Origin of the sequence: Paenibacillus dendritiformis (assembly GCF_021654795.1) — a bacterium.
Taxonomy (GTDB): domain Bacteria; phylum Bacillota; class Bacilli; order Paenibacillales; family Paenibacillaceae; genus Paenibacillus_B.
This window is the reverse complement of sequence record NZ_AP025344.1, coordinates 2,118,613-2,143,718: the sequence shown is the minus strand read 5'-3', so window position 1 is coordinate 2,143,718 and position 25,106 is coordinate 2,118,613. Positions and strand designations below refer to the sequence as shown.

The 25,106-nt window shown below is 50.3% G+C and carries 14 protein-coding genes; all 14 read right to left on the bottom strand.

Translation table 11 applies throughout. From position 1 onward, the window contains the following. Positions 1 to 17 precede the first annotated feature (17 nt). The 14 genes from L6439_RS09405 to L6439_RS09340 all read right to left on the bottom strand — a co-directional run bounded on the left by L6439_RS09405 (position 18) and on the right by L6439_RS09340 (position 25,059). The gene (locus L6439_RS09405) at positions 18 to 1,865 is read right to left on the bottom strand and encodes an ABC transporter ATP-binding protein (protein ID WP_213470216.1); all 1,848 of its coding nucleotides are present in this window, start codon (positions 1,863 to 1,865) and stop codon (positions 18 to 20) included. A 35-nt stretch (positions 1,866 to 1,900) separates the two neighbouring features. Continuing rightward, positions 1,901 to 3,688: an ABC transporter ATP-binding protein gene (locus L6439_RS09400; protein ID WP_213470214.1), complete on the bottom strand. Its 1,788-nt coding sequence runs from the start codon at positions 3,686 to 3,688 to the stop codon at positions 1,901 to 1,903. A 128-nt stretch (positions 3,689 to 3,816) separates the two neighbouring features. Next, entirely contained in the window at positions 3,817 to 13,074 is a 9,258-nt protein-coding gene (locus tag L6439_RS09395) for an SDR family NAD(P)-dependent oxidoreductase (RefSeq protein ID WP_213470212.1), read from the bottom strand. Between the two features lie 99 nt (positions 13,075 to 13,173). Then, positions 13,174 to 14,427 (bottom strand): ACP S-malonyltransferase, encoded by a 1,254-nt coding sequence (locus tag L6439_RS09390; protein ID WP_213470210.1) that lies wholly within the window; start codon positions 14,425 to 14,427, stop codon positions 13,174 to 13,176. Between the two features lie 18 nt (positions 14,428 to 14,445). After that, the gene (locus tag L6439_RS09385) at positions 14,446 to 15,519 is read right to left on the bottom strand and encodes an HAD-IIIC family phosphatase (RefSeq protein ID WP_168180861.1); all 1,074 of its coding nucleotides are present in this window, start codon (positions 15,517 to 15,519) and stop codon (positions 14,446 to 14,448) included. 26 nt (positions 15,520 to 15,545) lie between these two features. Then, positions 15,546 to 16,685 (bottom strand): acyl-CoA dehydrogenase family protein, encoded by a 1,140-nt coding sequence (locus L6439_RS09380; RefSeq protein WP_213470208.1) that lies wholly within the window; start codon positions 16,683 to 16,685, stop codon positions 15,546 to 15,548. Between the two features lie 71 nt (positions 16,686 to 16,756). Next, the gene (locus L6439_RS09375; RefSeq protein ID WP_168180863.1) at positions 16,757 to 17,008 is read right to left on the bottom strand and encodes an acyl carrier protein; all 252 of its coding nucleotides are present in this window, start codon (positions 17,006 to 17,008) and stop codon (positions 16,757 to 16,759) included. Positions 17,009 to 17,062: 54 nt separating this feature from the next. Then, a complete protein-coding gene (locus tag L6439_RS09370; RefSeq protein ID WP_213470207.1) occupies positions 17,063 to 17,911 on the bottom strand; it encodes a 3-hydroxyacyl-CoA dehydrogenase family protein in 849 nt (282 codons plus the stop codon). Positions 17,912 to 17,965: 54 nt separating this feature from the next. Next, positions 17,966 to 18,220, bottom strand: coding sequence for a hypothetical protein (locus L6439_RS09365; protein WP_168180865.1), 255 nt, complete (start codon positions 18,218 to 18,220; stop codon positions 17,966 to 17,968). A 337-nt stretch (positions 18,221 to 18,557) separates the two neighbouring features. Further along, complete coding sequence (locus L6439_RS09360; RefSeq protein WP_213470205.1) at positions 18,558 to 19,472, bottom strand: BtrH N-terminal domain-containing protein; 915 nt, start codon at positions 19,470 to 19,472, stop codon at positions 18,558 to 18,560. Positions 19,473 to 19,976: 504 nt separating this feature from the next. Next, on the bottom strand, positions 19,977 to 20,264 hold the full coding sequence (locus tag L6439_RS09355; RefSeq protein WP_213470203.1) for a stage VI sporulation protein F: 288 nt from the start codon (positions 20,262 to 20,264) through the stop codon (positions 19,977 to 19,979). Between the two features lie 146 nt (positions 20,265 to 20,410). After that, positions 20,411 to 22,459: an ATP-dependent DNA helicase RecG gene (gene recG, locus L6439_RS09350; protein WP_420540578.1), complete on the bottom strand. Its 2,049-nt coding sequence runs from the start codon at positions 22,457 to 22,459 to the stop codon at positions 20,411 to 20,413. A gap of 22 nt (positions 22,460 to 22,481) precedes the next feature. Continuing rightward, positions 22,482 to 23,348: a DegV family protein gene (locus L6439_RS09345; protein WP_213470202.1), complete on the bottom strand. Its 867-nt coding sequence runs from the start codon at positions 23,346 to 23,348 to the stop codon at positions 22,482 to 22,484. 16 nt (positions 23,349 to 23,364) lie between these two features. Next, complete coding sequence (locus tag L6439_RS09340; protein WP_168180878.1) at positions 23,365 to 25,059, bottom strand: DAK2 domain-containing protein; 1,695 nt, start codon at positions 25,057 to 25,059, stop codon at positions 23,365 to 23,367. Between the last annotated feature and the right edge of the window lie 47 nt (positions 25,060 to 25,106).

Genomic DNA, 25,106 nt, shown 5'->3' with positions numbered 1-25,106 from the left:
GCGCTCTCACCTCTTATTCATGAAGGTTGGCTTTCCAAGCTCCGGTAAAATTCAGCTTGCGTCGTATACAATTTATAATATTCGCCCTGCTCCCGCATTAATTGCTCGTGATTCCCCAATTCGACCAGTTCTCCCGCTCTCATGACCGCAATCCGATGGCAGAACCGGCAGCTGGACATCCGATGCGAAATATAAACCGTTGTTTTGTCCTTGGTTAGACCGGCAAAATTAGAATAGATTTCATATTCGGCCTTCGGCGATAACATCGCCGTGGGTTCATCCAAAATAATAAACGGAGAATTTTTATACAGCGCCCGGGCGATGGCAAGCTTTTGCTGCTGCCCGCCCGATAACTCGATTCCTTCCTGGCTGAACAGACGGCCCAGCTCGGTATGGATGCCCTTAGGAAGCTGTCCGATGGTTTTGCCAAGACTCAGATCGTTTATGATCCCGGAAATGTCGGCTTCCTTCGCCTCGCGGTCAAACACGATATTTTCTCGCAATGAAAATTGTAAAATATTGAAATCCTGAAACACGGCGGTGACTAAGTTCATATAAGCGTCAAAGGGGATTCGGTTGATGTCTGTTCCATTGATCAAGATTTTTCCTTTTGTCGGCTTATACAACCGCAGCAGCAGCTTGATCAGCGTTGTTTTGCCGGCGCCATTTTCACCGACGATGGCTAATTTTTCATGGGGGAAGATGGTGAGATTCAAATTTTTAATCGTATAGTGCTCTTGCTGCGGATATTTAAACCATACATTGATAAATTCGATGTCGAGCTGTTCCGCGTCGAGTTCGAGCTCCGCAGCCTCCGTTGCCGCCGGATCCGGTTCATGGGAAGAAGCGGTATGCAAATAATGAAAGTAGGTGGATAGATGCATGCCGGCTTTTTGCAGGGAAATGATGCAGGATGAGATGCCGGACAAAGCGGATGCAAAGACGCCCAAGCTGGTGATGTACACGACAACCTCCGCCAACGAAATGGCTTCTTTAAAAGCGAGCCAGCCGATAAACAAATAGACCGATCCGTTCACGAGAACCTGCAATGTATTTGCAATCATGCCCATCGCCGTAAATGCGTTGACTGCTTTCGTTACATCCTTTTTCATGTGGTTGAAATAGTAATTCATCTTATCCACGATCCACGGACCCAATTGGTTGATTCTCATTTCCTTGGCGTACGCGAAATCGGTGGAGAGCTCTTGAAAGTAACCGATGCGGCGTCCGATATTGACGAGAGAATGGCTCCACACGTTGAATTCCTGATCTGCCGCAATCGTATGCAAGATCACGCTAAGCAGATAGGTCAGAAGCAGGATGACGAAAATAGAGGGTTCGAGCGTGACCAGGATGCCGATGACGCCAAGAAACTGAATGGTGTTGGAGATGAGCTGTTTGGAATCGATAATCGTGTTTTTTAAATCCATGAATTGGGCTTGCCCGGGATAAAAAATTTCCATCGCCTTTTGTCTGTCGTCCATGATTTGGGAGTCTTCGATTTGGTGGAAGGATAAAGACATCGTTTTTCGATTGATTTCTTGCAGGAACATCGTTTTAAATTGGAGTATTTTCTTCTGCTCGTATGTCCAAAAGACGCCATCTATGGCGCGCAGCGTCAATTCAATGAAGCACATCAGAAGAATATACAGAAGCGCGTGCGTCCATCTTGCGCTCGCCGTTAACTCATCAACAATAAGTTTTAAGAAAAGGATGCTGTTAAAGGGATGCAGCGCTTTGACCGCGATGATGAACACCGTATTCACAATGTAAATTTTGTCGAATCTCCATATCTTGCTGTAGAGACGTAAAATGTTATGGAAATACATGATTAGCTCTGTGGCTCTATCCCGTAATGTTCCCAATCCGCTTCCCTCCGTCTTAGGCAGCCTTTCATTCTCTACACTGATTCCTTATAGTACTGCGACTGTAAGTCATACATCCCTTTATATAGACCGCTGCGTTGAATCAGTTCATGGTGGGTTCCGTATTCTGCGATTTCTCCGTCGTCCAGCACGCAAATTTTATCGCTGATCGAGGAACTGCTCAGACGATGGGATATAAAAATGGCGGTCTTGTTTTTAATCATTTTGGCAAAGTGAATATACATCTCATTTTCCGCAATCGGAGACAAGCTGGCGCTTGGTTCATCCAAAATGATGACAGGGCTTTGCTTATACATGGCCCGGCAAAAGGCGATTCGCTGCGCTTGTCCTCCCGAGAGCTCCATCCCGTCCCGGTCGAACCGTCTGGACAAGACCGTTCTTTCTTTCTGAGGAAGCGATTGAATTTTGGCTGCTAGATGATTTTGCTCCAATAAGGAATGGACCAAGACATCGTTTTCTTCCGCAGCCTTGAAGGTAATATTTTCGTACACGCTGACGGCAAATATTTTATAGTCCTGAAATACAGTGGCCAGGATATTCATATAGCTGTCATAATCATAATCTTTGATATTCACGCCGTTATACAGGATGGCCCCGGATGTTACATCATACAGACGCATCAGCAGTTTGATGAGCGTTGTCTTGCCTGCTCCGTTTTCGCCTACGATAACGAGACATTCGCCCGGTTCTATCGTCAAATTTATATTTTTCAAAATGTACCTCGGATCGTTGGGGTAGTGAAAAGAAACGTTGACGAATTCAAATCTGCCCGGCGTGTCTCCCGCTTCGATCGCAATTCGTTTTGAATTGCCCCGCAGTTCGCTGCCGCGCCGGAGAAACATAAAGAAATCATTGATATAATTGTTGATCGTGTACAGATTGATAATATGGTCAAATAAGGCGCGAAAGCTGTCGCTGAATTGTCTGACGGCATTCATCAGCACCACAAAGTTGCCTATCGTGAGGCCCCTGAAAATGACGGAATACACGAGCGTGACCAGGATGGCGATTTCTTGGGCCACGTTGATGCCTATATTCAGCAGCAGCCCTTTTCTTTCATTTTTATTGATTCTAGTAAATAACGAAAAATATTCTTTTCTGTTTTCATCCCCTTTTCGGAGAACGAAGTTGGCCAGGCTGAATAATCGAACCTCTTTCGCGAATTTCAATTCGGTAGCGAGCTGGATAATATAGCGCCACTTCCTGTCCACGGGCAATGACTCTCTATGAATTTGATAGTTTTTGTTCTGAACGCGGATACTGATCGCGGTATTCAGAATCGAGACAGCCAGCACAATGACAATGAGGAGCGGATTCGACAAGGTTGCCAAATAAGTAATGAAGGTCAATTGCAGGAGAGCCACAAAAATGCCGTTGACCGCCGCCAAATATTTTTCTAGATTATCGCCATTCGCCAGCACAAAGGAAGCTCGATTCATTTCCCGGATAATGGATTGATCCTCCGTATATTTATAATCCATTTCGATTGATTTTTTGCAGAACATGGCCGTCAAAGGAACGAGCAGCCACTTGGAATGCAGTGTCGTCGCGCTTTTGGCATAGATTTGCGCATTCGTGATGATCAATTGGCAAGCCAGCATCAATAACGTAATGTTCACGATGTACGGCAATCCATAGTGGAACTGAATCGCGTCGAACAAATATTTAAAGTAAATAATGGTGATAAACGGGGCTGCCGCATGACTGATAATGTACGATACGGAGATCAGAATATAAACTTTATGGTTCAGCCAAATGATTGTAAACAAATCGATCAGATTTTTGAACATATTGATTTGCACTACTGTGGCCTCCTACGTCGCAGGTGCAGCAACCGAACGAGAGCGAAGCTTCCGTGCGGGCCGCCCGGGCGGATAATGCAGGGACTTCCCGATCCCTGCATTATCTCCGTTCGTGCGGGCAGACCTGCCTAGACGCTGCCCGTCTGCACCTCGCCACCTTTGAACTGCTCGATGAATTCGTCCAGCGTATAATGCAGCTTGGCATTCGTAAAAATCTCCGATAAATTTTTCATCAACGAATGAAGAATATCGGTCACTTCTTCATCGCTTAGATAGCTCTTTTTATACGAGGCGGAAATATGGTACATCTGATTCAGGTTTTTAACCTCCAGATCCAAGATGAACTTCGGAATATGGACCGCATAAGGGATATCCTCCGTCTCTCTGAACCTCTTCAATGAATTATCTTCAAAGTCCATATAGAAGTGGAATTGAGCTCCGGCCTCTTTGAAATCTCTTATGATATGGTTATACTGATAAAATTGGTTTTTAATTCCTCCTATTGTTTTCATCGTTACATGCTTGATATGTTCGTCGAGGGTGAGCTGCGGCTTCATCTCGACTCGAAGCGGTATCAAATTCGTAAACACGCCGATGCAATTTCTAAATTCCGGCTCATATCGGTTCAGCATAGGCGTTACTATCGAAATGTCGCTTCGCTTCGTAAACATGCGAAGGGCAAGAGCATAGGCACTGAGGAAAATCGTAAACATCGTCGTATTTCTTGACTTGGCGAACTCCAGCAGAGCACGAGCCAAGCCGGAACTTACTTGGACGGAAGCATGGCCATATGACGTATCCTTTGCCTCTTTGCGTTCAAGAGGATTCGTGAAATCAAACCCATGCAGCTCATGTTTCCAGTAATCCTCCATTTCGGCATATTCTTTTCCAGCGTAAAATGTTTTTTCGAACTCGACATACTTGGAGTACGGGCACAGAGGCTTCTCCTTAGCGTCCAGCTTCCCGAAGGCCTCCATCTGTTCCTGCAGGAGCGTTGTCGAGTAGCCGTCGAGCAGGATATGGTGGATATCAAAGAATAACAGCTTTTTATCAGGAGCTTCAAACAGCGTTAAATGAAACAGCGGGTATTCGCTGAGCTTGAACGTTTTGACATGCTTGGCGAAATCGATATCGTCTGCGGAATCGACTTGGACACGTTGAATCTCGATGGGCTTCATTGGGTTGACGCATTGCACCAACTTATTGTTCACCGTGGTAAACGTCGTTCTCAGCATATCGAACTGCTCCACAAACTTATTCACGTTCGCAGCCAGATCTTCGTAGTCATCGCCGGATTTGTCTGAGACAAAGCCTATATTATAGACATTTTTATGACTACTGAGCCGGTAATCAAAGTAGATTCTTTCCTGCGGACCGCTCATATCACAATAAACCATATCCGTTTGTTCTTTTGGATTCTGGACTGCAGCCTCTTTCCCCTTGTTCTTCTCCGCGCTGTCCATCCTTGCCATTCGCGAGGAAATATACTCGGACAGGCTCTGTATCGAATCAAATTCAAACAGATCCGCGATTTTGACGATGTTCGGATACAGCTTGTTGATCGTGTCGTGCATTTCGGTAAGCAGAATGGAGTCGCCGCCCATTTCAAAAAAGCCTTCATAAATATCAACTTCATCGTAACCCAAAATCTCGCCGTAAACCTGGCCGATTTGTTTCTCGACAGGGGTATAAACGCCTTCCACATTGCCTTTTAGCCGTATGTTCGCGGCCTCGGCCATTTCGACACTCTCTACGGCTTCATCGCTCTGGATTCGCGGCGTGATGTACTCGGACAGACTGTGTATGGAATCAAATTCAAACAAATCCGCGATTTTGACGATATTGGGATAGAGTTTATCAATCGTATCATGCATCTCGGTAAGCAATATGGAGTCGCCGCCCATTTCAAAAAAGCCCTCATAAATATCCGCTTCTTCATATCCCAAAATGTCGCAATACATTTTTCCGATTTGCTTCTCGACAGGTGTATAAATCCCTTCCAGCTTCCCGGTCAATTTGATTTGCTTGCCGGAAGGAGCTGCCGGATTCGCCTCTTGTACGGCGCGGGAAGGCGCTGACTCGTTAATGATTGGCGGGGCAGCGTCCCCGATTTGCTTTTTATAAGCCTCTTTATAAACTTTGGCCGTGAAGCTGGGCGCCACCGCATTGCGGCTACTCTTCAGCAGCGGGACCAAGTCCACCTTTTCATTGAACTGACCGATCACGGCCCGCTGCGGCTTGCTCCGGAGCAGCTCGTTCAGCGCATTTGCGGCCTCGCGATTGGTGATGGCTTTGGTCACCGTATCTACATTGGTGCCCTGTTTATGCGCCATGCCCGTTTCTTTCCAGGCAACCCAGTTCACCGTGTACGTATTTCTTCCCTGCGCATTCAAATAATCGGTGAACGCATCCAAAAATGCGTTGGCCGCCATATAACAGCTTTGCCCCGGTTCGCCCGCATCGGTCACATTGGATGAATGCAGAAGCATGAAATCCAAATGATCGTGTTGCGTAAAATTCGCCAAGTTCCAGGTCCCCGCTATTTTGGGCGCAAAGACAGACAAGTAGCTCTCCTTTTCCTTTCTCAACATGAAGCTCGGTTCAATGACGCCGGCACAATGCGCGATCCCGTTTATTTTTTTATACTTGCTCCGCACGGACTCAAGCATGGCTTGCACATCATCCGCCTTGCTCACATCGCACGCGATAAATTCCAGCGTAGAACCGTTCTTCTTTATTTGTCTGAACTCTTTAATCTGTTCACGGTAGCCTTCCTTCGTCTCATAGGCTTCCCACACCGATTCATCCGGAAATCCTTTTCTGCTCAACAGGATAAGATGGCAATTGGCCTGCTCGCTGAACAGTTTTGCATTTTGAATGCCAATGCCGGAAGTGCCGCCCGTAATAATATAGGTGCCCCCATCTACAATCCGGTTCGCCGTCTCCGGTTGCATCTCCGCTTCATCGAACTCCTCGACATAGCTTTTGTCTTGGCGCAAGCCAATCAAATACATCTGATGATCCGCAAACAGTTGGCCGATGATTTGCTTCACGTCGGTCTCCATATCCGCATCGATGGCGCGGCAGCTTATATTCGGTATCTCCTGCTCAATCACTTTGCCGAGGCTTAGCACCGTGGCATGATGAGGCAGCAGCCGTTGTTCTCCTCCCGAAATTCGATACGCGTTACATGCGACAAGAACGAGCTGGACAGGTTGATCCAGACGCGCTTTCACCAAGCCTTTGACCAAATGAACCACATTGAAGAAGCCATGCTCCAGTTCCTCATATATGTCATGAACGCGGCGCGCTTCCTCATCCCGATAAGCGCCGGCATGGACGATCTTGCGGAACGGGATATCCGACAGCTGCACAAACAGCTCCTTAAAATCGTCCGCATTATTCCCGATGCGGTACGTATCCTGATCGACTTTGGCAAAGCCGTCATGACACGCAAACACCTCAATCACTCTTACTCCCTTTTCCCGCAACGCGCGGGCAAGAAGAGGGGGGCCATCGCTCTTGCCGTGAACCAGTACATAAGTCTCCTCTTCCGGCGGCAAGGTAACCGTACTTTCTTCCTGTACCACCCAGCGCTTATGATGGAAGAAATGATCATATATCGTATTCTCGCGCGGCGCCGGTGTTTCTTTGACCGGTATCGGATACCAAGCATGGTTCCTTGCATACGGGTAAGTCGGCAAATGGAGCTTCTGAAACGGTTCGTTATACAAAGCGCTCCATCTGACGGTTGCGCCTTTGATATAGCAGTCGATAATGAGCTGCAACTGTGCGGCATTATGCTTATCCGCCGTCGCGCAATACGAATTCGCCTCATCGCTGAGCTTTTGCTGTTCCTTCGAAGTGATCTCATGCGGATATTTCTCTTGCTTGCTCTCCGGAACTATCGAGTAATGGCCGCTGCGGCACCAGTCATGCGCGATGCGGGCAAAGGAGTCAAATTGGGCCAATTCCGTCAGCTTCGCCAGCAGCTCATGATGATAATAGATAAAAGCCAAACGGTGCGAATAATGCTTTCTTCCCCGATTGAGCGTGCAGGCGAGATCCATCGGATCGACGGTCGTGTTTTCCCGCAAATAAGCCCGATAGCGGCGGATTAATTGAAATACGGCTTTTTCCGTTCGGGCCGATACCGTAAAGATGAACGGGTGCTTGCGGCGGGTTTTGACGCGGCTCGCCGCCTTCGGCGCCTCTTCCAAAATAATGTGCGCATTCGTTCCGCTCATGCCAAATCCGCTTATCCCGAGGATCGCCTTTTCTCCTTTTGCCTTAAGCGGAGTAGCTTTGTCGACAACATATAAAGGAGAATGAATAAAGTCGATATTTTGGTTCGGCGCCTGAAAATGCAGTGTAGGCGGAATAAGCTTATGCTGCAGCGCGAGGATGCATTTGAATAAGCCGCACATCCCCGCCGCTTCGTTCGCATGGCCTAGATTGGTTTTCACCGAACCGATGCCGCATATTTGTTTGTGGTCGGTAAATGCTTCGAATGCGTTATGAATTCCCCTGATCTCTATCGGATCTCCCAGCTGCGTGCCTGTGCCGTGCGCTTCGATATAACTGATGTCGTGAGCCGTTACGCCCGCATTGTGCCAGGCCTTTTGGATAGCTTCCGATTGCGCCAAATAGTTCGGAGCGGCAATGCCAAAAGAGCTGCCATCTTGATTAATCGCGCTTCCTTTAATGACGGCATAGATGGAGTCCCCATCCTTTTGCGCCTGCTTCAACGATTTGAGCAGCACCACCCCGACTCCCTCGGCGATGGCCGATCCGCTTGCATTGTCGGCAAAGGCCCTTGTTTTTTCTTCCGGGGATTCAAAGCCGATTCCGGTTCCATCCGCCAGAGGAATGGCCATAATGGAGGCTCCGCCAGCTAGCGCCATCTGGCATTTGCCGAACCGGATCTGCTCGCACGCCATATGCAGGGCAACCAGGGAGGACGAGCAGGCCGTATCGATGACCATGCTGGGTCCCTTGAGATCGAACACATAGGCGGCTCTGCTGGCGGTCATGCTCACCTGCCCGATCGGCAAAGCGTCATTGAACAGCTTCGGATCCATTTCGTATAAAAGCCGGTTATACGCATTGCCAATATTGGCCGTATACCCAAGAAATACGCCGGTATTCGTGCCCTTCACGCCGTCCGCGCCATAGCCGGCATCATCGATTGCATTGGAGCAGCATTGCAGGAAGAGCCGCATGACGGGGTCAAGCAAGGCCGCATCGCGCGGAGAAATTCCGAAAAACGCATGATCGAATTTATTCACTTCGTCCAGATAGCCGCATCTTCTAAATTTGATTTGCTCTTCACTGAAATTGCGCGCCCGCAGGTGCTTCGTAATGTCGGCCGATCTCTCCGGCGGGATATCCCTGACTGCGTTGATGCCATGGATAAGAACTTCCCAATAACTGCGCAAATCGCGGCAAGCGGGAAGATCCAGTCCGACACCGATAATGGCGACGCCGTCATCCTGCTCCATCGTTCTGGCTTCAACCGGCGGGAACTCGGCCGGGAACTCGGCGCCCGGCAGAGCGGTATCGCCAGGTGCAGCGGAAGCGGAAAGAGTCGCTTCAACAGAGGCTGGTTCAACCGGGACCGGCGCAACAGCTATAGTGTCCCTGCTTATTCGTCGAGCAGCTTCGGCTTCCGGCTCCGGGCGGGATGGAGAGACTGATGATGCCATTTGATTGCTTATATGCTCTGCCAACAAGCTGATTGTCGGGTAGGAGAACAGATCGGTTACTTGCAATACTCCGGGAAACACCTCGTTCAGATCCTTGTAAATAATGGACAATAGTATCGAGTTGGCGCCCAGCTCAAAGAAATTATGATGGACATTCATCTCCTCGTAGCCGAGATTTTTGCAGCATACTTTGATGAGCGCTGCTTCCACATCCCCGTACGGTTCCCGTTGGCCGGCCTCGTGCGAGCTGCCGCGATGGCGGCCGGCCTCCGCATTCTCGTTCAGAGCTTCGACAATTTTCGGGGATAGCTCCATCGGATACGTCTTTAACAGCATCGAAATTTTATCCTTGAGATTCAACCTCGCCACGACGACAGAACCGCTGCCCTGCTGCAGCACGGAAAATAAAGCCTGGATTGCCTCTTTCGTCTTGATCGTCTGAAATAGGGTGTCAATGGTAAACTTTGATTTTACCGCCATGCCAATTTCGGACCAAGTGGCCCAGTTGACCGTAATGCTCTTGCTTCCGCATGCTCTGCTGCGGTATTCGCTATAGCTGTCCAAATAGATATTGCCTGCGATATATCCGGGCAGATCGGCGCTGCTAAAAATGGTCGAAATGCTGGAGAACATCAGAAAGAAATCCAGGTTCTGATCCCTCGTGAAATGATCCAGCATATACGTTCCGATCACTTTCGGCATCAGGATGCTCGCGAGATGCTCCTCATTGAGCTGATCGAAGGTAATGCCCCCGCTGATTCCTGCGCCATGGATGACACCGTTAATCTTCCCGTACTTCGTCTTGATGTATTGCAGGACGAATTGCAGCGCATCCGCATCGGCGATATCGACCGCATGATACTCCACTTGTTTCGTTTTCGCCTGGAGCATGCGGAGACGCCCGATCTTCTCGGCCAAGTCGCTCTCCGGATGGGCTCGCAGTATCGCATCCCATTCCGATGGCTCTGGGAGCCGGGTGCGCCCGACAAGGATCAGGGATACATCTTTTGCGCGATGCGCCATTTCCATCGCGGTCTCAAAGCCTATCCCGCCCAAGCCGCCGCTTATGAAATACACCCCGTCATCTTGTATGACGGCCCGCTGGGTATCCGCTGCGAGCTCGGCTTCATGCAAGCCTTCATAATAGCGTTGATTGTCGCGGTAAGCGACAATATCCTTATCGGACATGCCGCAAATCTCATCGGCGATCTTGCCCCAATCGGTTGTATCATCCATATCGATGCAGCATGAAGTCATATTTTTGAACATGCGGTTCAACGACTTGCACAGCCCGAACACAGAGGAGTGGTTCGGGTTCACATCCGGTTCGTCCCCGGTCACTGGAAAGCAAACGTTCAGAAGAGGCGTAATTTTCAAGCGGTTCTCGTAGTTCGCAAATTCACGATAGATGCTTGCCACGCTCAGCAACTGTGCCTTTTGCCTGTCGAGCAATTGCTCAGCGGACCAGCTCTCTTTTTGGCCATGCAAATCGGCGATGACAAGATGAGAAATGTCCTTATGCGGGATCTCGCCGAATAATTGGCTGAAGTACTTTTCAATCCCCGTTCTTTTCGCTTCGTCTATATCGATGCCTATCATGTCGACGGCAAAAAATCTTTGTTGCAAACTAGCCCGCAGCGCTTCAACCGGATCCTCTTGCCGATGGATGACCAAGCATCTTCCAAGGTCATGGTTTTTGACGATGGAACCGGCTTGGACAAATACTCTTTTATAGAACAAATCAGAGGAAACGGGAACGGATTCCTCCTCTTTTTTCGGATGCTGCAATCGGCTGGCCAGTTCGGTCCAGTTCTTTTTTTTCTCTTTTTTCGGCAGCCAGCAGCGAGTTCGTTTGAAGGGGTAATAAGGCAGTGGAATATGCTTGGGCTCTATCCCTTGATAGAGTGCGCTCCAATCGAGTTTGGCGCCGCAGCTGTACATTCTGGCCAAATAATGGAAATCAGCATGCAGGCTGCCGTCTGACTCCCTCTTTAAGCTGGCATTGCATCGTTTTGACGCGGAGCGGATTTGAGTATAATCCATCTCTTGGGACTCATTGGGCTGGTCTAAGTAGTATACGCCCTCGATATCCGCCCATTCGCTTGGATCGGCCGCGGCTAAGCGGTTCAAAATCGCAAGCAAATGATCGCGGTTCGAAAACATGACGGCTGCCCTTTTGGCATAATGAGCCCGGTACAGATTGGCATTGGCGGCAAACAGGCTCGCATCGGCTTCCGTTTTTTCGAGATAGTCTTTATAGTTATGAACTAAGGTAATCATGCTGTCCAATGACTTGGCCGATATGCCAAGCAGATTGATAGCCGGCGCCGGCAAATGTTCAACTTGATTCTCATATTCCTGCACAATGACATGACAGTTCGTCCCGCTGATGCCGAAAGCGCTTATGCCGCAAACTCGCAAGCCATCCTTTTTCCATTCTTGGGTCGTATTGCTGATATAGAAAGGAGAATCACAAAAATCGATTTTCAAATTCGGTATATTGAAATGACTTGCTCCCGGTATCTTTTTATACTTGATCGCCGCAAGCGCCTTGATAAAGGAAGCTACGCCTGCCGCTTCATAGAGATGCCCAATATTGCTTTTGGATGAACTCAATCCGCAGAATTGCTTTTTGTCGGTAAATTTCTCAAATGCGCTGGTTAACCCTCTAAATTCAATCGGATCTCCGAGCGCGGTCGCTGTCCCATGGGTCTCAATATAATCGATTTCTTCAACGGCCACGCCGGATAATGCCAATGCGTCCAATATGACATTCGCTTGCGCGGCAGGATTGGGTGCCGTAATACTGGCGGAAGCCCCATCATTATTTATGGCCGACCCCTTGATGACCGCATAAATATGATCCTTGTCTTGCTCTGCCGCCTTCAACGGTTTTAACAAGACCACGGCCGATCCTTCTCCGATGGCCGCTCCGCTGGCGGCGTTATCGAAGGTCCTCGTTTTATTGTCATCCGTCTCGAATCCCACATTCATATCATCATATGCGATAGGAAATGAGTGGAGCCGAATGCCGCCGGCAACCGCCATCGTACAAGTTCCGTTTTTAAGGCTCACGCACGCATCATGAATGGCCACAAGCGAGGAGGAGCATGCCGAATCGATAATCATCGTCGGCCCTTTCAAGTTCAATATGTACGAAGCGCGCGAGGGCACCATGCAAGGCATATTGCCGACATTGGAGTATTTAATCAACTCCGGATTGTTATGAAAAATATTCGTGGAATAATTATCTTTCGTCGAGCCTGGCGTATAGCCAATGAAAATGCCGGTTTTTGTCCCATTCAGCATGTCCGGAGTGTATCCCGCGTCATCGAAGGCATGAAAAATCGTCTGCAGCAGAATCCGCTGAATCGGATCCATCACCTGCGCCTCGATCGGCGAGATTTTGAAAAACTCGTAATCGAATTCGTCGATCCGATCCAAATATCCGGCCTTGTTGTACGAAATGCGGCCCGTCGGGTTCGGCATCATCAGCGAATAGAGTTGAGCAAGGTCTTCCATGTCGTCCTGGCGGCCTTGAGGCAGATCCCTGATACAGTCGATATTATGTTCGAATATTCCCCAAAACTCCTCCAGGTTGTTCGTGCCGGCAATTTGGAGCCCTATGCCGATAACGGCTATATCATCGTCTTTATAAGGCGGACGATCGAGATGATTCATCGCGTGATCCCACTTTCCTCAAAGATATCGTGAACCTGAACTCGCATGCTTCCATGTACATTCTTAACGCCTCCTTGCCGTCTTCATGAACTTCGTTGTCTAGAGGGCGTTATATACATTGGCAAACCGGTAGAACGAATTGGTTTCATCCAACAAGGTTTTTACGCAATTTTTCAATTGGCTCGGTTCAAGCCTCTTTATTCGAAGCGCGGCAATTAACATTTCGAGCAGTTCCGCATGCGGGTCGCTTGTCGTTCCCGCCCGGTTCCGCTGCTGATCATTGTATTGTTCTTTAATCTTTTCATAGATTCGAATCACTTCTTTGTAATCGTTTTGGTTCTGGTTTTTATTCTCAGTCGACACGAGTATGCTCAGGCATCTTCCCGCAAAATTGGGCATATCCTTGGCGAAATTCGGATCGGCCTGAAATAACTCATCCAGCTGCTGCTTGTCATTGATTAGGCCATAGCAGTACGTTTTGATGTTCGGCTGATTTTCCTTAATAAATTCCGACAATAACAGCTTGGGACTCATTTCAATCGTCGCCGTAACGCCATATCTATGAAAGAGGGCCATGGCAGAGGTAAATAATACGGGGCTGATTAAATGGTAGGTTAATGTTTGGGCTATTTTTGCCGGATCGGAGACAGGAGCCCCCGTATAATTCGAGATCACCGGAAACCGGAATGGATAAAATTCAAAACCGTTCATAAACTCCAAATATTCCATGCAAATCTCATTCATAAGGGGAGAGTGAATGGGCGGGCTGTGAAATAGCGGCGAGACGAGGGCCCCCTTCTCCAGCAGCTGCTGCTCCACCGCTTCCAGCTTGTCGTTCCATCCGCTGATGGCATATTGAGTCTCCGAATTAAAGCATGAAATATAAACGCTATCCTGCGCCTGGGAGGCCTGGATGCAATCTTCTATCATTTGCGCGCCGGCTTGTTCAATGATTGCCATATGGCCCGTATTTTTATCGATAATCCGGCTTACCAGCTCTCCCCGCTTCATCATGATGGCTACCGCATCCGCGAAGGTCACCGCTCCCGCGCTCACCAATGCGGCATATTCTCCAATACTGTGGCCAACCGCAAATTGAGGGTACACGCCATAATCGTCCATATACGCCCTGAATATCGCAATCTCGGCCGTCAAAACGGCAAGCTGCATATTCGAAAATTCATTGATGCCGCTTACGCTTCCATGGAAGCAGAGGTTAGCCATATCCAGGCCGGAGACCTCGCTTGCTTCCTCAAAGGTCTGCCTGGCTATCGGATATTGATCATAAAATGCTTTTCCCATCTGTAAAAACTGCGTGCCCTGCCCCGGAAAAAGAAAAGCGAATTTCTCCATTTTCGCTCATGCCTCCTTCTAATATAAGGAATGTGCTTCATCCTGTACGACTAGCTGGATATAGTCCGGCAGCGGCTGTATCGCGGACAGATTATTTTCGAAGATAATGAAATCTCCTTCTTCATGAACCTCCTGAAAGCCGGCAAATTTATACGTCACATACATGGCGCGATTTTTGTCCGTGGATACAAAATCGGCGCGGAGCGTCACATTGGCTTTTTGGGCCAGGTTCATAATGTGATTCAGCATCACGGTTCCTACTCCGCGGGACATGACGCGGCAAGACATCAGGAGGAGCTTGATTGTCCACACTTCCTGCCCCAGTTCGACAAGGGCGAGCCCGATCTTTCCATAGGTTCCGTATTTATCTTCCAAATCTGAAATTAAGAGCAGCGAGGTCTCCGATTTTCTGAGCTGATCGATTTCCTCATAGGAGTAGGTGTAACCGGTGGTGTTCAATTGGTGGGTTCTTACCGTCAACTCCTCCGCGCGCTGCAGATCCCCTTCCCCTACCCTGGATATCGTGAACTTCATATTGAGCGACGCCAGGAACTCTTCATGCGTGCCTGTGAAGCTTTCCTCGGCGCGATTGCGTTTCATGTCGCATAAATACATTTTTCTTCGATTTCTGGAGTCTTCCGTAATAAAGTTCGGATTCATTTCAGGCATGCTTGGGAGTAAAGGCAAAGCGGCGGCATCGATACAGAGGACTTCAGGATGAACAAACTGGACTTCTTCCCTTTCGAAGGGTTGATCGTCAATAAATGCGATCGTGTCTAGCCCGATATTAATCGCTCTGGCAATCGCCGCGATGGAAGAGGACTTCGCGTTCCAGTTGATTTGAGGATATATGAAATATTCGGCAAGCCCGAACTCTTCCAGTTGGTCCATGGCCGCTTGATGCTCGTTTTTGCTTGCCACAGACTGCAGTATTCCCCGGCTGTCCGCCGTTTTGATGATATCAACGACTCCATCCCGAAGCGAGACCTTGCTGTCTTCGAGAAGTATCCCGTCCCATAACGTATTGTCCAGATCCCATACGATACATTTGATTTTTTGTTTTTCTTTCTGTGCGGTGATATGATGATTCATCCCTAATTCCTCCAACCCGGCTTTTCTCATGGCTGCATCTGTCTGATCGTGTGAAGCGCGATCAGCATTTCATGCATTTGCGAGGTTCCTTCAATAATCTCATTAATTCGGGCATCCCGCATATACCTCTCCACCGGATAGTCATGGCTGCATCCGTTCGCTCCATGGATTTGCACCGCATCGCTTGCGGCCTGGTTCACCATTTTGGACGCAAAATATTTGGCCGTCCAAGTCTCCATGATGGAATCCGGATCCATGACATCCTTCAAATAGCCCGCGTGGTAGCACAACAGCCTTGCTGCCTTCACATTGACCGCCATTTCCGTGATCATTTTCTGGATCAGCTGGTTCTCCCTTAACGCCTTGCCGAATTGCTTTCTTTGTCTGGAGTAGCGTACGGACTGCTCCAGGCAAGCCTGCCCCAAGCCTACGCATCCGCAGGCTACCGTATATCTGCCATAATCGAGGCAATGCAGCGCCACATGGGATAATCCCGTCCCGACGCTGCCCACCATATTTTCCTGCCGAATGATACAATCGGCCAGATGCAGTTCCGCCAGCATCGAAGCTCTGGCGCCCAGCATGCCGGTGATAGGATCTGCGGAAAAACCCGGAGTTCCCCGTTCGACCAGAAAAGCCGTTGGTTTGCCTTCGCACTTCGCAAAAATCAAATAGAGATCCGCAATCTGTCCCATCGTGATCCATTTTTTCCGCCCATTGATTACATAATTATCGTCTGAGGCGGCCGCCACGGACTGCACATTTTTGGCATCGCTGCCCACCTCCGGCTCGGTCAGCGCAAAGGCCCCAATCACTTCGCCGGCGGCCATCTTCGGCAGCCACCGGCTTCTCTGTTCCTCGCTTCCCCAGCGGAGGAGAGCCAGCGCCACCATGCCATGCACGGTCAACAAGCTTCTCAAGGAAGAGCATCCGCGTCCGATTTCTTCATTCAGGAGCCCGATCGTAACCCAATCCCAACCCATTCCGCCATACTCCTGCGGCAGCATGGAGCCAAGATATCCCCGCTCCTTCACTCGCTCGATTAATTCGGGATCGAGACGCTCTTCCCGGTCGTTCTGTGCAGCATAGGGCACGACGGCATCATCTGCGAATTCCCTGAACTCCTTTTGCCGGTTAAGTTGTTCCTTTGTCAATTCAATTTTCATAATTATACCTACTTATCTATTTTTATTCATTCATGGCCAGACCTTGGCTCCGTGAACGATGATTCGGCGGTTTATGGATGATGAACGACGCCGGCTTTTCTCTCCACAAGTTCATATATTTTTTGGATCGACCTGAAATTGTCGAGGTCCAGATCTTTATTCTCAACCCGGATATGAAACTCTTTTTCGAGGAACATGACCAATTGCATCGCGAACAAAGAGTTGACATATCCCAATGCAAATATATCATCCTCATCCTGCACTTCATGCTTTCTGAAAAACCTGCTCAGAAATTGCTTGATCTTCGCCTTTGCCTCTTCCATAACAATCTCCTTTCTTCTCCAACATCGAATTTGGCCATTCGCCTCTACCGAGCTTCATTGATATGTATAGAATCCTTGTCCCGACTTTCTGCCGCATAAGCCGGCCTCGACCATTTTACGCAGCAGGGGGCAGCAGCGAAATTTGGAGTCTTGATAGCTTTCATATAAGACATCCAATGATTGCACCACGGTGTCCAAGCCTATCAAATCGGCCGTTTCCAGAGGGCCCATCGCGTGAGAGTAGCATTTTTTGAAGATTTCATCCACTTCTTGAGGGGAAGCAATCTGGTCCTGAACGACAAAGGCCGCTTCATTCATAAATAAATGAGAAATTCGGTTGGATACGAAGCCCGGGTAATCATTCACTACGATCGTTTCTTTCCCGATGGACAAGAGCAGGTCTTTAATCTGCTCTATCGTCCATTCCGCCGTATGATACCCGCGGATAACCTCAACGGCCGGCTTCATCGGCACCGGGTTCATAAAATGCGCTCCCGCGATAAGGGATGGCCTTTTCGTTAAGGCAGCGATTTTTGTAATCGAGATGCATGAAGTATTTGCCAGGATGACACACTCATCCGCACAGATACGATCTAGCTTGTGATAAACCTCCTTCTTGCTCTCCCATTGTTCCGTTACATTCTCGACGACGTAATCCGCATCGGCCAGCAGTTCATAATCCGTAGACAACTGGATTCTGGAGAGTACGTCGTCCGGATCTCCCGCGCTTTTCCCTCCTTGGAATAGTCTCTGAAACCTGACGTTGTTATATATTTCCTCCCTCGCTTTCGACAATATATTCTCGCAAATATCGATGAGCACAACCGGGTAGCCCGATTGGGCGAAGGCCTGGGCAACGCCTTTGCCCATCACGCCAGCCCCAATAACGCCTATTTTTTTCACGCCTTATCCTCCATTTAAAGTTCCTAACCGCCTATAGCTGCGGTGTCCTGCTCGTTAATCGACTGGTGCGGATTCGGAATGGCCGATTAAAATGCCATGCTGCACCAGCTCTTCAATAAAAGCTTCGAATTCCTCAAACGGATAACCATCATGATAGATTTCATCAATAGTAACAGACCGTTCCGAGGCAGGCTGGATGATGTGATAGATTTCATCCTCCAAAAAAAAGGATTCGCGCGTCACGACATGCGTAAATAACTTTCCGTTTTTGAAAGGTTCCACAACCATCTTTGGATTAAATGTGTACAACCAAATACCACCTATCTTAAATTATTCCGTTTAGAGTGTGTACTAATGGCTTTCACGAAAAGCTAAGCTGTCAAATTATCATTAGGGGCGCGATTTGGAGTCACCCACGCTGCCGATTTTAATCACTTCCAGCTTCTTCATGTTACGCACCTCCTTGCTACCGATTCAGTATAAGGAGAGTTATGCATGCCCCTTGTAAGTACTTATTGTTTTACTTCATCAATAATCCCAAGCTTATAAACTTTAAGTTGTTTCATTCGCCTCACCTCCTTCTCAATCGACTCATTAGTACACACACAAAAAAGAACAATGAATAGTAGCCGTGAAAATCTGTCCTCTACACAACCTTGATGAGCAAATGATTCATTTCCATTTCCCGTTGATACAGATGATCGAGTTGACCGTCCAACGGAATCAGCGAATCATGGGTATAATTTTTATAGAGATCGACACAAAATCTCTCCCATAATTGAAGGCAATCGGAAATGAGATTGTGCAAATCAGACTTGTTGCCAGCCAGACTTCGCAATAAGTAATGCTTTGAGATAATGGGTCCATTCGGATGTCTCATTGACTTCAGCAGCTCAAAATATGAAAACGAGCGGTAAAAAGAATCTAAGGAATTTATATTCTCTATTTCCATTTTCAGAACATGGAATTGCTGCTCCAGAGTTGACAAAGTTCTATCCGCATTTGCCCTTATGACATCTCTAACCGAATCTTTCATCTTCTCAGGGCTGTACTCCGTTTCTATATGTAAATCAAGCAAGCAATTTTTATACTCCTTTACATTATCCATGGCGAGCTTCAAATCTTCCCTGCACAAAACAGCGTGATCATATTTGTGGTCGCTTACCGTAAACTGGTCATTTGCCGGATCATAAGCTCGTAACATGATGAAATGGGTCCCAATATTTTTCTTGTAATTTACAGCATCATAAGGCAAGAAGAAACAATTGGTGCACACCGTTTGAAGGTCGTTTTCACCCATCCTCTTCATCACAACTTTCAGCGCTTCCTCATGATTGCCAAAGAGCTTTTTCTCAATGGATAACCCGGTCAACAGACGGAAATGTTCATCATCGATCACACTGCCCTTTATGTTCAGGAGCGGGAAAGGTTCGTCCCTTTCCTTACTCACCGCCAACGTATGTCCTCCAAGCAAATGAAAGATGTCCACCTGTTCCAAAGCGGCATGGCGCAATTGGCATAACTGTGAAATGACATAATAATAACAATGCTTATTGTCCATAATTTATCCCCTAACGCGGTTTATTCCCCGATTAAACACATCAATATTCTAGGTTATTGCTTAACGTTTTTTCCGTATACTCGCAAATCCGCCGACGGATCCGGCATGATCTGAGCATCAGGCGATGAATATGGGCGTTCACCTCTCGTACATGTTTTGGGCGTAGAACAACGCGAAAAGCAAGGAAGTCTGGGTGGAAATACAAAACAGAAGCATCGTATGGGCAGAAGAGCATGAAGAAAAGCAAAATAAAGCAGATTAAAGAATGATGGGAATGAAATTGATGAGGAGAAGCAAAGTGTTTTCTATTCCCGGGAAGAGAGAGCTATTAAAGTAATATTTAATAAAGATTTTCTCTAGAACCGATTTTATAGAAATAATATTTTGCCGGAAAGGCTTTCATTTTTGGCGATGTCCAATTATAATGCGGGGCTGTTCCGCTTGCGAACATGTCAGAAGCCCGGTCCTATAGGACCGGGCTTCTGATGCGGCAGCCTCCGTGCCTTAACGGAACATCCCCCAGAGCTTCAGGAGATGGAACGTATTGTTCGGGTCAATCTTCTGCGCCAGCACGAACTGCACGATCGCTTCCTCCTGCTGGGCGCTGATGTTCTCGTTCAGCGCGCTCGCTACTTTGCGCAGCAGCCGGCGGACCGTCTGGCGGTTCTGGAGATCCGCCTTCGTCACCCCGTCCACAATCTGCTTGACCCGCTCCTTCAAAGTCGGCTGCTTCATCTTCAGTTTGATTCGTTCAACCAGCTGCGGGCTGATCCCGTGTTTCGTATAGCTCATCTTCGTCGGCACACCTCCGGAACACATGTTGGCCAGAGCTCATCCCAAGGAGCTCCGATGGCACTCTGTTCCAATATATGTCCGACCGCTTGTCTGCTATCCGCCCGAATTGCCGAAGCCGCCGGAACCATCTGCCCCGACTCCGCTCACGGCGCGGGGTTAGTCCATTCGCTCGCCCTGGAGCAGCTGCTCTCGCGCAGGCCGCCGTAATCCGGCGACGTCCAGAACGCCTCCGACCGGATTAGCGCGGCCGCATCATCGCGCGCCTGCTCCAGCACCGCGTAGTCGTTCGTCATGTCGGCCAGCTTGAACTCCGGCAATCCGCTCTGCTTCGTTCCGAAGAAATCCCCCGGACCGCGCAGCTCCAGATCGCGCTGCGACAGCTCGAAGCCGTCCTCGGTCTCGGTCATGATGCGCATCCGCTCCTGGCCGACCTCCGACTTCGGATCGGCGATAAGCACGCAATACGACTGATGCCCGCCCCGGCCGACCCGGCCCCGGAGCTGATGAAGCTGCGACAGCCCGAACCGCTCCGCATCCATCACGATCATGAGCGTCGCATTCGGCACGTCCACGCCGACCTCGATGACCGTCGTCGAGACGAGCACCTTCGTCTCTCCCGCGCTGAAGGAGCGCATCGCCTCATCTTTCTCGGCCGGGGTCATTCGCCCGTGCAGCAGCCCGACGGGCAGATCGGGGAAGGCCTGCTGCATCTGCACATGCACGTCGATGGCGTTCTGCACATCCAGCTTGTCCGATTCCTCGATCAACGGACAGATGATATAAGCCTGATGCCCGGCCTCCGCTTCCCGGCGTATAAAGCCCAGCACCCGATCCAGCATGTCATGCTTGACCCAATAGGTCTTGATCGGCTTGCGGCCCGCGGGACGTTCCCGAATCGACGACACATCCAGATCGCCGAAGACCGTAATCGCCAGCGTTCGCGGAATCGGAGTGGCCGTCATGGTCAGCACATCCGGATTCCAGCCCTTCCGGCGCAGGATGCTGCGCTGATTGACCCCGAAGCGGTGCTGCTCGTCGGTGATGACGAGACCGAGCTTCCGGTAATGGACATCCTCCTGAATGAGCGCATGCGTTCCGACGAGGATATCGATCATGCCCATCTGCAGCGCGGCAAGCACATCGCGGCGCTTCCGCTCGGTCAGACTGCCGGTCAGCAAGCCGACCTCAATGCCGTGCGGCTCGAACAGCTTCGACAGCGAGCGCATATGCTGCTCCGCCAAAATTTCCGTCGGGACCATCAGCGCCCCCTGGTACCCCGCCCGGACAGCGGCATACAAAGCGGTCGCGGCAACGACCGTCTTGCCGGATCCGACATCGCCCTGCAGCAGCCGGTTCATGGCAGACGGCTGGCGCATATCATGCAAAATTTCGGTAATCGCCTGCTTCTGCCCGTCGGTCAGCTCGAATGGCAGGCTCCGGGTAAATTGGCGCACCGTCGCATTGTCGATTGCAAACGCGACGCCGTCGGAACGCTGGCGGGTAAGGGCGCGGAAGGCATGCAGCTTCAACTGGAACAGCAGCAGCTCCTCATAGACGAGCCGCCGCCGCGCCTGCTTGCCTTCTTCGACATCATGCGGCAGATGCATCGCCCGCACCGCCTGCTTGCGCGGCAGAAGGCGATAGCGCCGGAGCATCTCCGGCGGCAGCGGCTCCGTGATCGCTTCGCCGAACTGCTGCAGGGCCTGGGCAATCGTCTTGCGCATCCACGCCTGCGTAATCTTGCCTCCGACCGAGTAGACCGGCTGCAGCGTGCCAATCCGGCTCGTCCCCTTGCCGGGGAATTCCGAAGTCGACACCGTCAGCTGCATCCGGCGCTGATCCCACTTGCCGGTCAGCACAATATCCCGCCCCTGTTCCAGCTGCTCGCGCAGATACGGGCGGTTGAACCACGTGGCCGTAATCAGCCATTCCTCCACCAGCACCCGGCAGGTCAGTCTGGACTTGCGGCCATACCGCTGCAGGACGGGTTGGCTCATAATGCGTCCTTCGACAGTAATTTTCTCGCCATCCTTCACTTCATTCAGGCGGCGGAGATGAAAGTCTTCATAGCGGAAAGGGAAATAATCGAGCAAATCGGCAACGGTAAAAATGCCAAAGGCGTGAAGCTCGGTTTGTTTCAACGCGCTCACGCCTTTGACCATGGTTACGGGACATTGACTCAATGGAATCATGGCCGGTAACGTCCGTGTCCTGTCAGGACGATGCTTCGTCCGCAGGCCACATGAACACGGCGGCGACGCCGGTCCCGACGTGGGTACCGATAACGGAGCCCACGATCGTGTAGTCCATCGAACGAACATCCAATGTATTTTGAATCGCTGCCGCCAAGTCATCCGCCGCCGACGGATCGCTCGTATATCCCATGACCGTATGCACCGGTCTTCCCTCGAATTCCTGCTTCAGCATTTCCAGGATGCGGGCCACCGCTTTCTTATGCCCGCGCACCTTTTCGACCGCATACACTTCCCCCTCATTATCGATAGAGAGAATCGGTTTAATATTGAGCAGTGTGCCGAACAAAGCCGCCGCTTTGCCGATGCGGCCGCCCTTTTGCAAATATTCCAAGGTATCCACCAAGAAAAACAGCTTGCGTTCCCGCTGATATCGTTCAATCATGGCCAAAATTTCTTCCTTTGAGCGGCCGGCCTCCGCCATCTTGGCAGCTTCCACCACAATGAGCCCGAAGCCGTAGGATGCCGACTTCGAATCGACAATCGTAATGTCGGCCTCTTCTTCCATCATGTTCTTCGCGAGCACGGCGGATTGATATGTTCCGCTGAATGCCGCCGACAGATGAATCGAAATGATCTGCGTGTCCGGCTCGGCATTCAACCGCTTGAACACCTCCAGGAACTCGATCGGAGAAGGCTGGGACGTCGTAGGCAGCCGCTTCGCTTCAACAAGTAATTGATAGAACCGCTCGGCACTGATCGTCACCGCATCCTGGTACATATCGTTCCCGAAATGCACCTTGAGCGGAATCATCTCAATGCCGTAGCGTTCGCGTAATTCCTGCGGAATATCCGCCGTGCTATCCGTGACGATACGGATAGATGCCATTAACATCCCTCCTTCGCTACTCTACAGAGATAAGATATGCATAAATAGGCTGTCCGCCCTCGTGAACTTCCACTTCCGCATCCGGATAATGCTCGTTCAGCCACTCCACCAGCGCTTCCGTATCTTCCGCCGTCGCCTCTTCACCGGTGAGCAGCGTAATCACCTCGCCGCCGTTCTCCAGCATCTTCGATAGCAATTGCTGCAGCGTGTCGCTCATCGACTCTGTCGTGACGACAATCTTGCCGTTGGCGATGCCCATATAATGGCCCGCCTTTATATCAAGCCCGTCCAGCGTCGTATCGCGAACGGCGTAGGTAACTTGTCCAGACACAATATGGCTGACCGCTTCCTGCATCGCCGCCCGGTTCACCTCCAGGTCCTCATCCTCCTGGAAGGCGAAGGCCGCCGCAATGCCTTGCGGTATCGTCTTCGTCTCGATGACCGTCACTTCGCGGTCCACGAATTCCGCAGCCTGCTTCGCCGCCATCACAATATTCGAATTGTTCGGCAGGATAAAGATGTGCTGCGCCGTAATCTTGCCGATGGCATCGATGAAATCCTGCGTGCTCGGATTCATCGTCTGTCCGCCAGACAGGACAATGTCCACCCCGAGACTCGTGAAAATGTCGTGGATGCCCTGCCCCATCGCCACGGCGATGAAGCCGTAAGCAGCAATCTCGTCCGCAGGCGGCTCCGCCGGGACGCTCTCCGTGGCGATATCCGCGCGCGGCATCTCCGCGAACAGCTCCGGCATCGCGGACACTTCCCCGTGCTCCCCTTGCAAAATATCGCGATGCTGCTCGCGCATATTTAAAATATGAATCCGGATTAATTCCCCGTACTGCATCGCCAGATCAAGCACTTCGCCCGGCTTGCGGGAATGAACATGGACCTTGATGATCTCGTCGTCGGCAATGACGATAATGGAATCCCCATTTTTTGCAAGCGCTTTCCTAAATATATCTTCATGAAACGGCATGGCCGCAGCGCGATTGCGGGTACGATCGATAAAGAATTCCATATCGTATAAAAACTCGATGTCTTCCGTCTGCAGCTTGGCTTGCGCAGGCATTGGCGCCGCAGCCGGCTTCTCGACCGGGACCGATATGACGGCTTCGGCGGTACCTTCCGCCCCTGCTTCCAGCACCGCCAGAAATCCTTCGTATATATAGACCAGACCTTGTCCGCCGGAGTCGACGACCCCGACCTGCTTCAATACGGGCAGCATCTCCGGAGTCTTGGCCAGCGCTTCCTTGGCCTTATTCGTCACTTCGCGCATGAACTCAACCAAGTCCGGCGTCCGGCGCGCAATATGGACGGCATGCTTCGCCGCTTCTCTCGCGACGGTCAGTATCGTGCCTTCCACGGGCTTGACCACAGCTTTATAGGCAGTGTCCACGCCGCCTTGCAGCGCGTGGGCGAATTGGAATGCGTTCACTTCGTCAAGGCCGGCTACGGCCCGGCTGAATCCCCGGAACAATTGGGACAGAATCACTCCCGAGTTCCCCCGGGCGCCCATAAGCAGCCCTTTCGACAGCACCTCCGCCGTTTTGGCGATAGACGTGGACGGCTTCGCTTTCATTTCGGTAATGCCCGCAGTCATCGTCAAATTCATGTTCGTCCCCGTATCTCCATCCGGGACTGGAAAGACGTTCAACGTATTGACGTGTTCGGCATGGCGATTGAGCGAATCGGCCCCGCCCAGCACCATACTGGCAAATTGTGCTCCATTTAAAGAACGCTTGTTCAACGAATATT

Coding starts and splice junctions, on each gene's coding strand:
- L6439_RS09395 (WP_213470212.1), bottom strand. CDS start 13,074: ATGAATCATCTCGATCGTCCGCCTTATAAAGACGATGATATAGCCGTT.
- L6439_RS09355 (WP_213470203.1), bottom strand. CDS start 20,264: ATGAGCTATACGAAACACGGGATCAGCCCGCAGCTGGTTGAACGAATC.
- L6439_RS09345 (WP_213470202.1), bottom strand. CDS start 23,348: ATGGCATCTATCCGTATCGTCACGGATAGCACGGCGGATATTCCGCAG.
- L6439_RS09385 (WP_168180861.1), bottom strand. CDS start 15,519: ATGAATCATCATATCACCGCACAGAAAGAAAAACAAAAAATCAAATGT.
- L6439_RS09340 (WP_168180878.1), bottom strand. CDS start 25,059: ATGGTGCTGGGCGGGGCCGATTCGCTCAATCGCCATGCCGAACACGTC.
- L6439_RS09390 (WP_213470210.1), bottom strand. CDS start 14,427: ATGGAGAAATTCGCTTTTCTTTTTCCGGGGCAGGGCACGCAGTTTTTA.
- L6439_RS09375 (WP_168180863.1), bottom strand. CDS start 17,008: ATGGAAGAGGCAAAGGCGAAGATCAAGCAATTTCTGAGCAGGTTTTTC.
- L6439_RS09360 (WP_213470205.1), bottom strand. CDS start 19,472: ATGGACAATAAGCATTGTTATTATTATGTCATTTCACAGTTATGCCAA.
- recG (WP_420540578.1), bottom strand. CDS start 22,459: ATGATTCCATTGAGTCAATGTCCCGTAACCATGGTCAAAGGCGTGAGC.
- L6439_RS09380 (WP_213470208.1), bottom strand. CDS start 16,685: ATGAAAATTGAATTGACAAAGGAACAACTTAACCGGCAAAAGGAGTTC.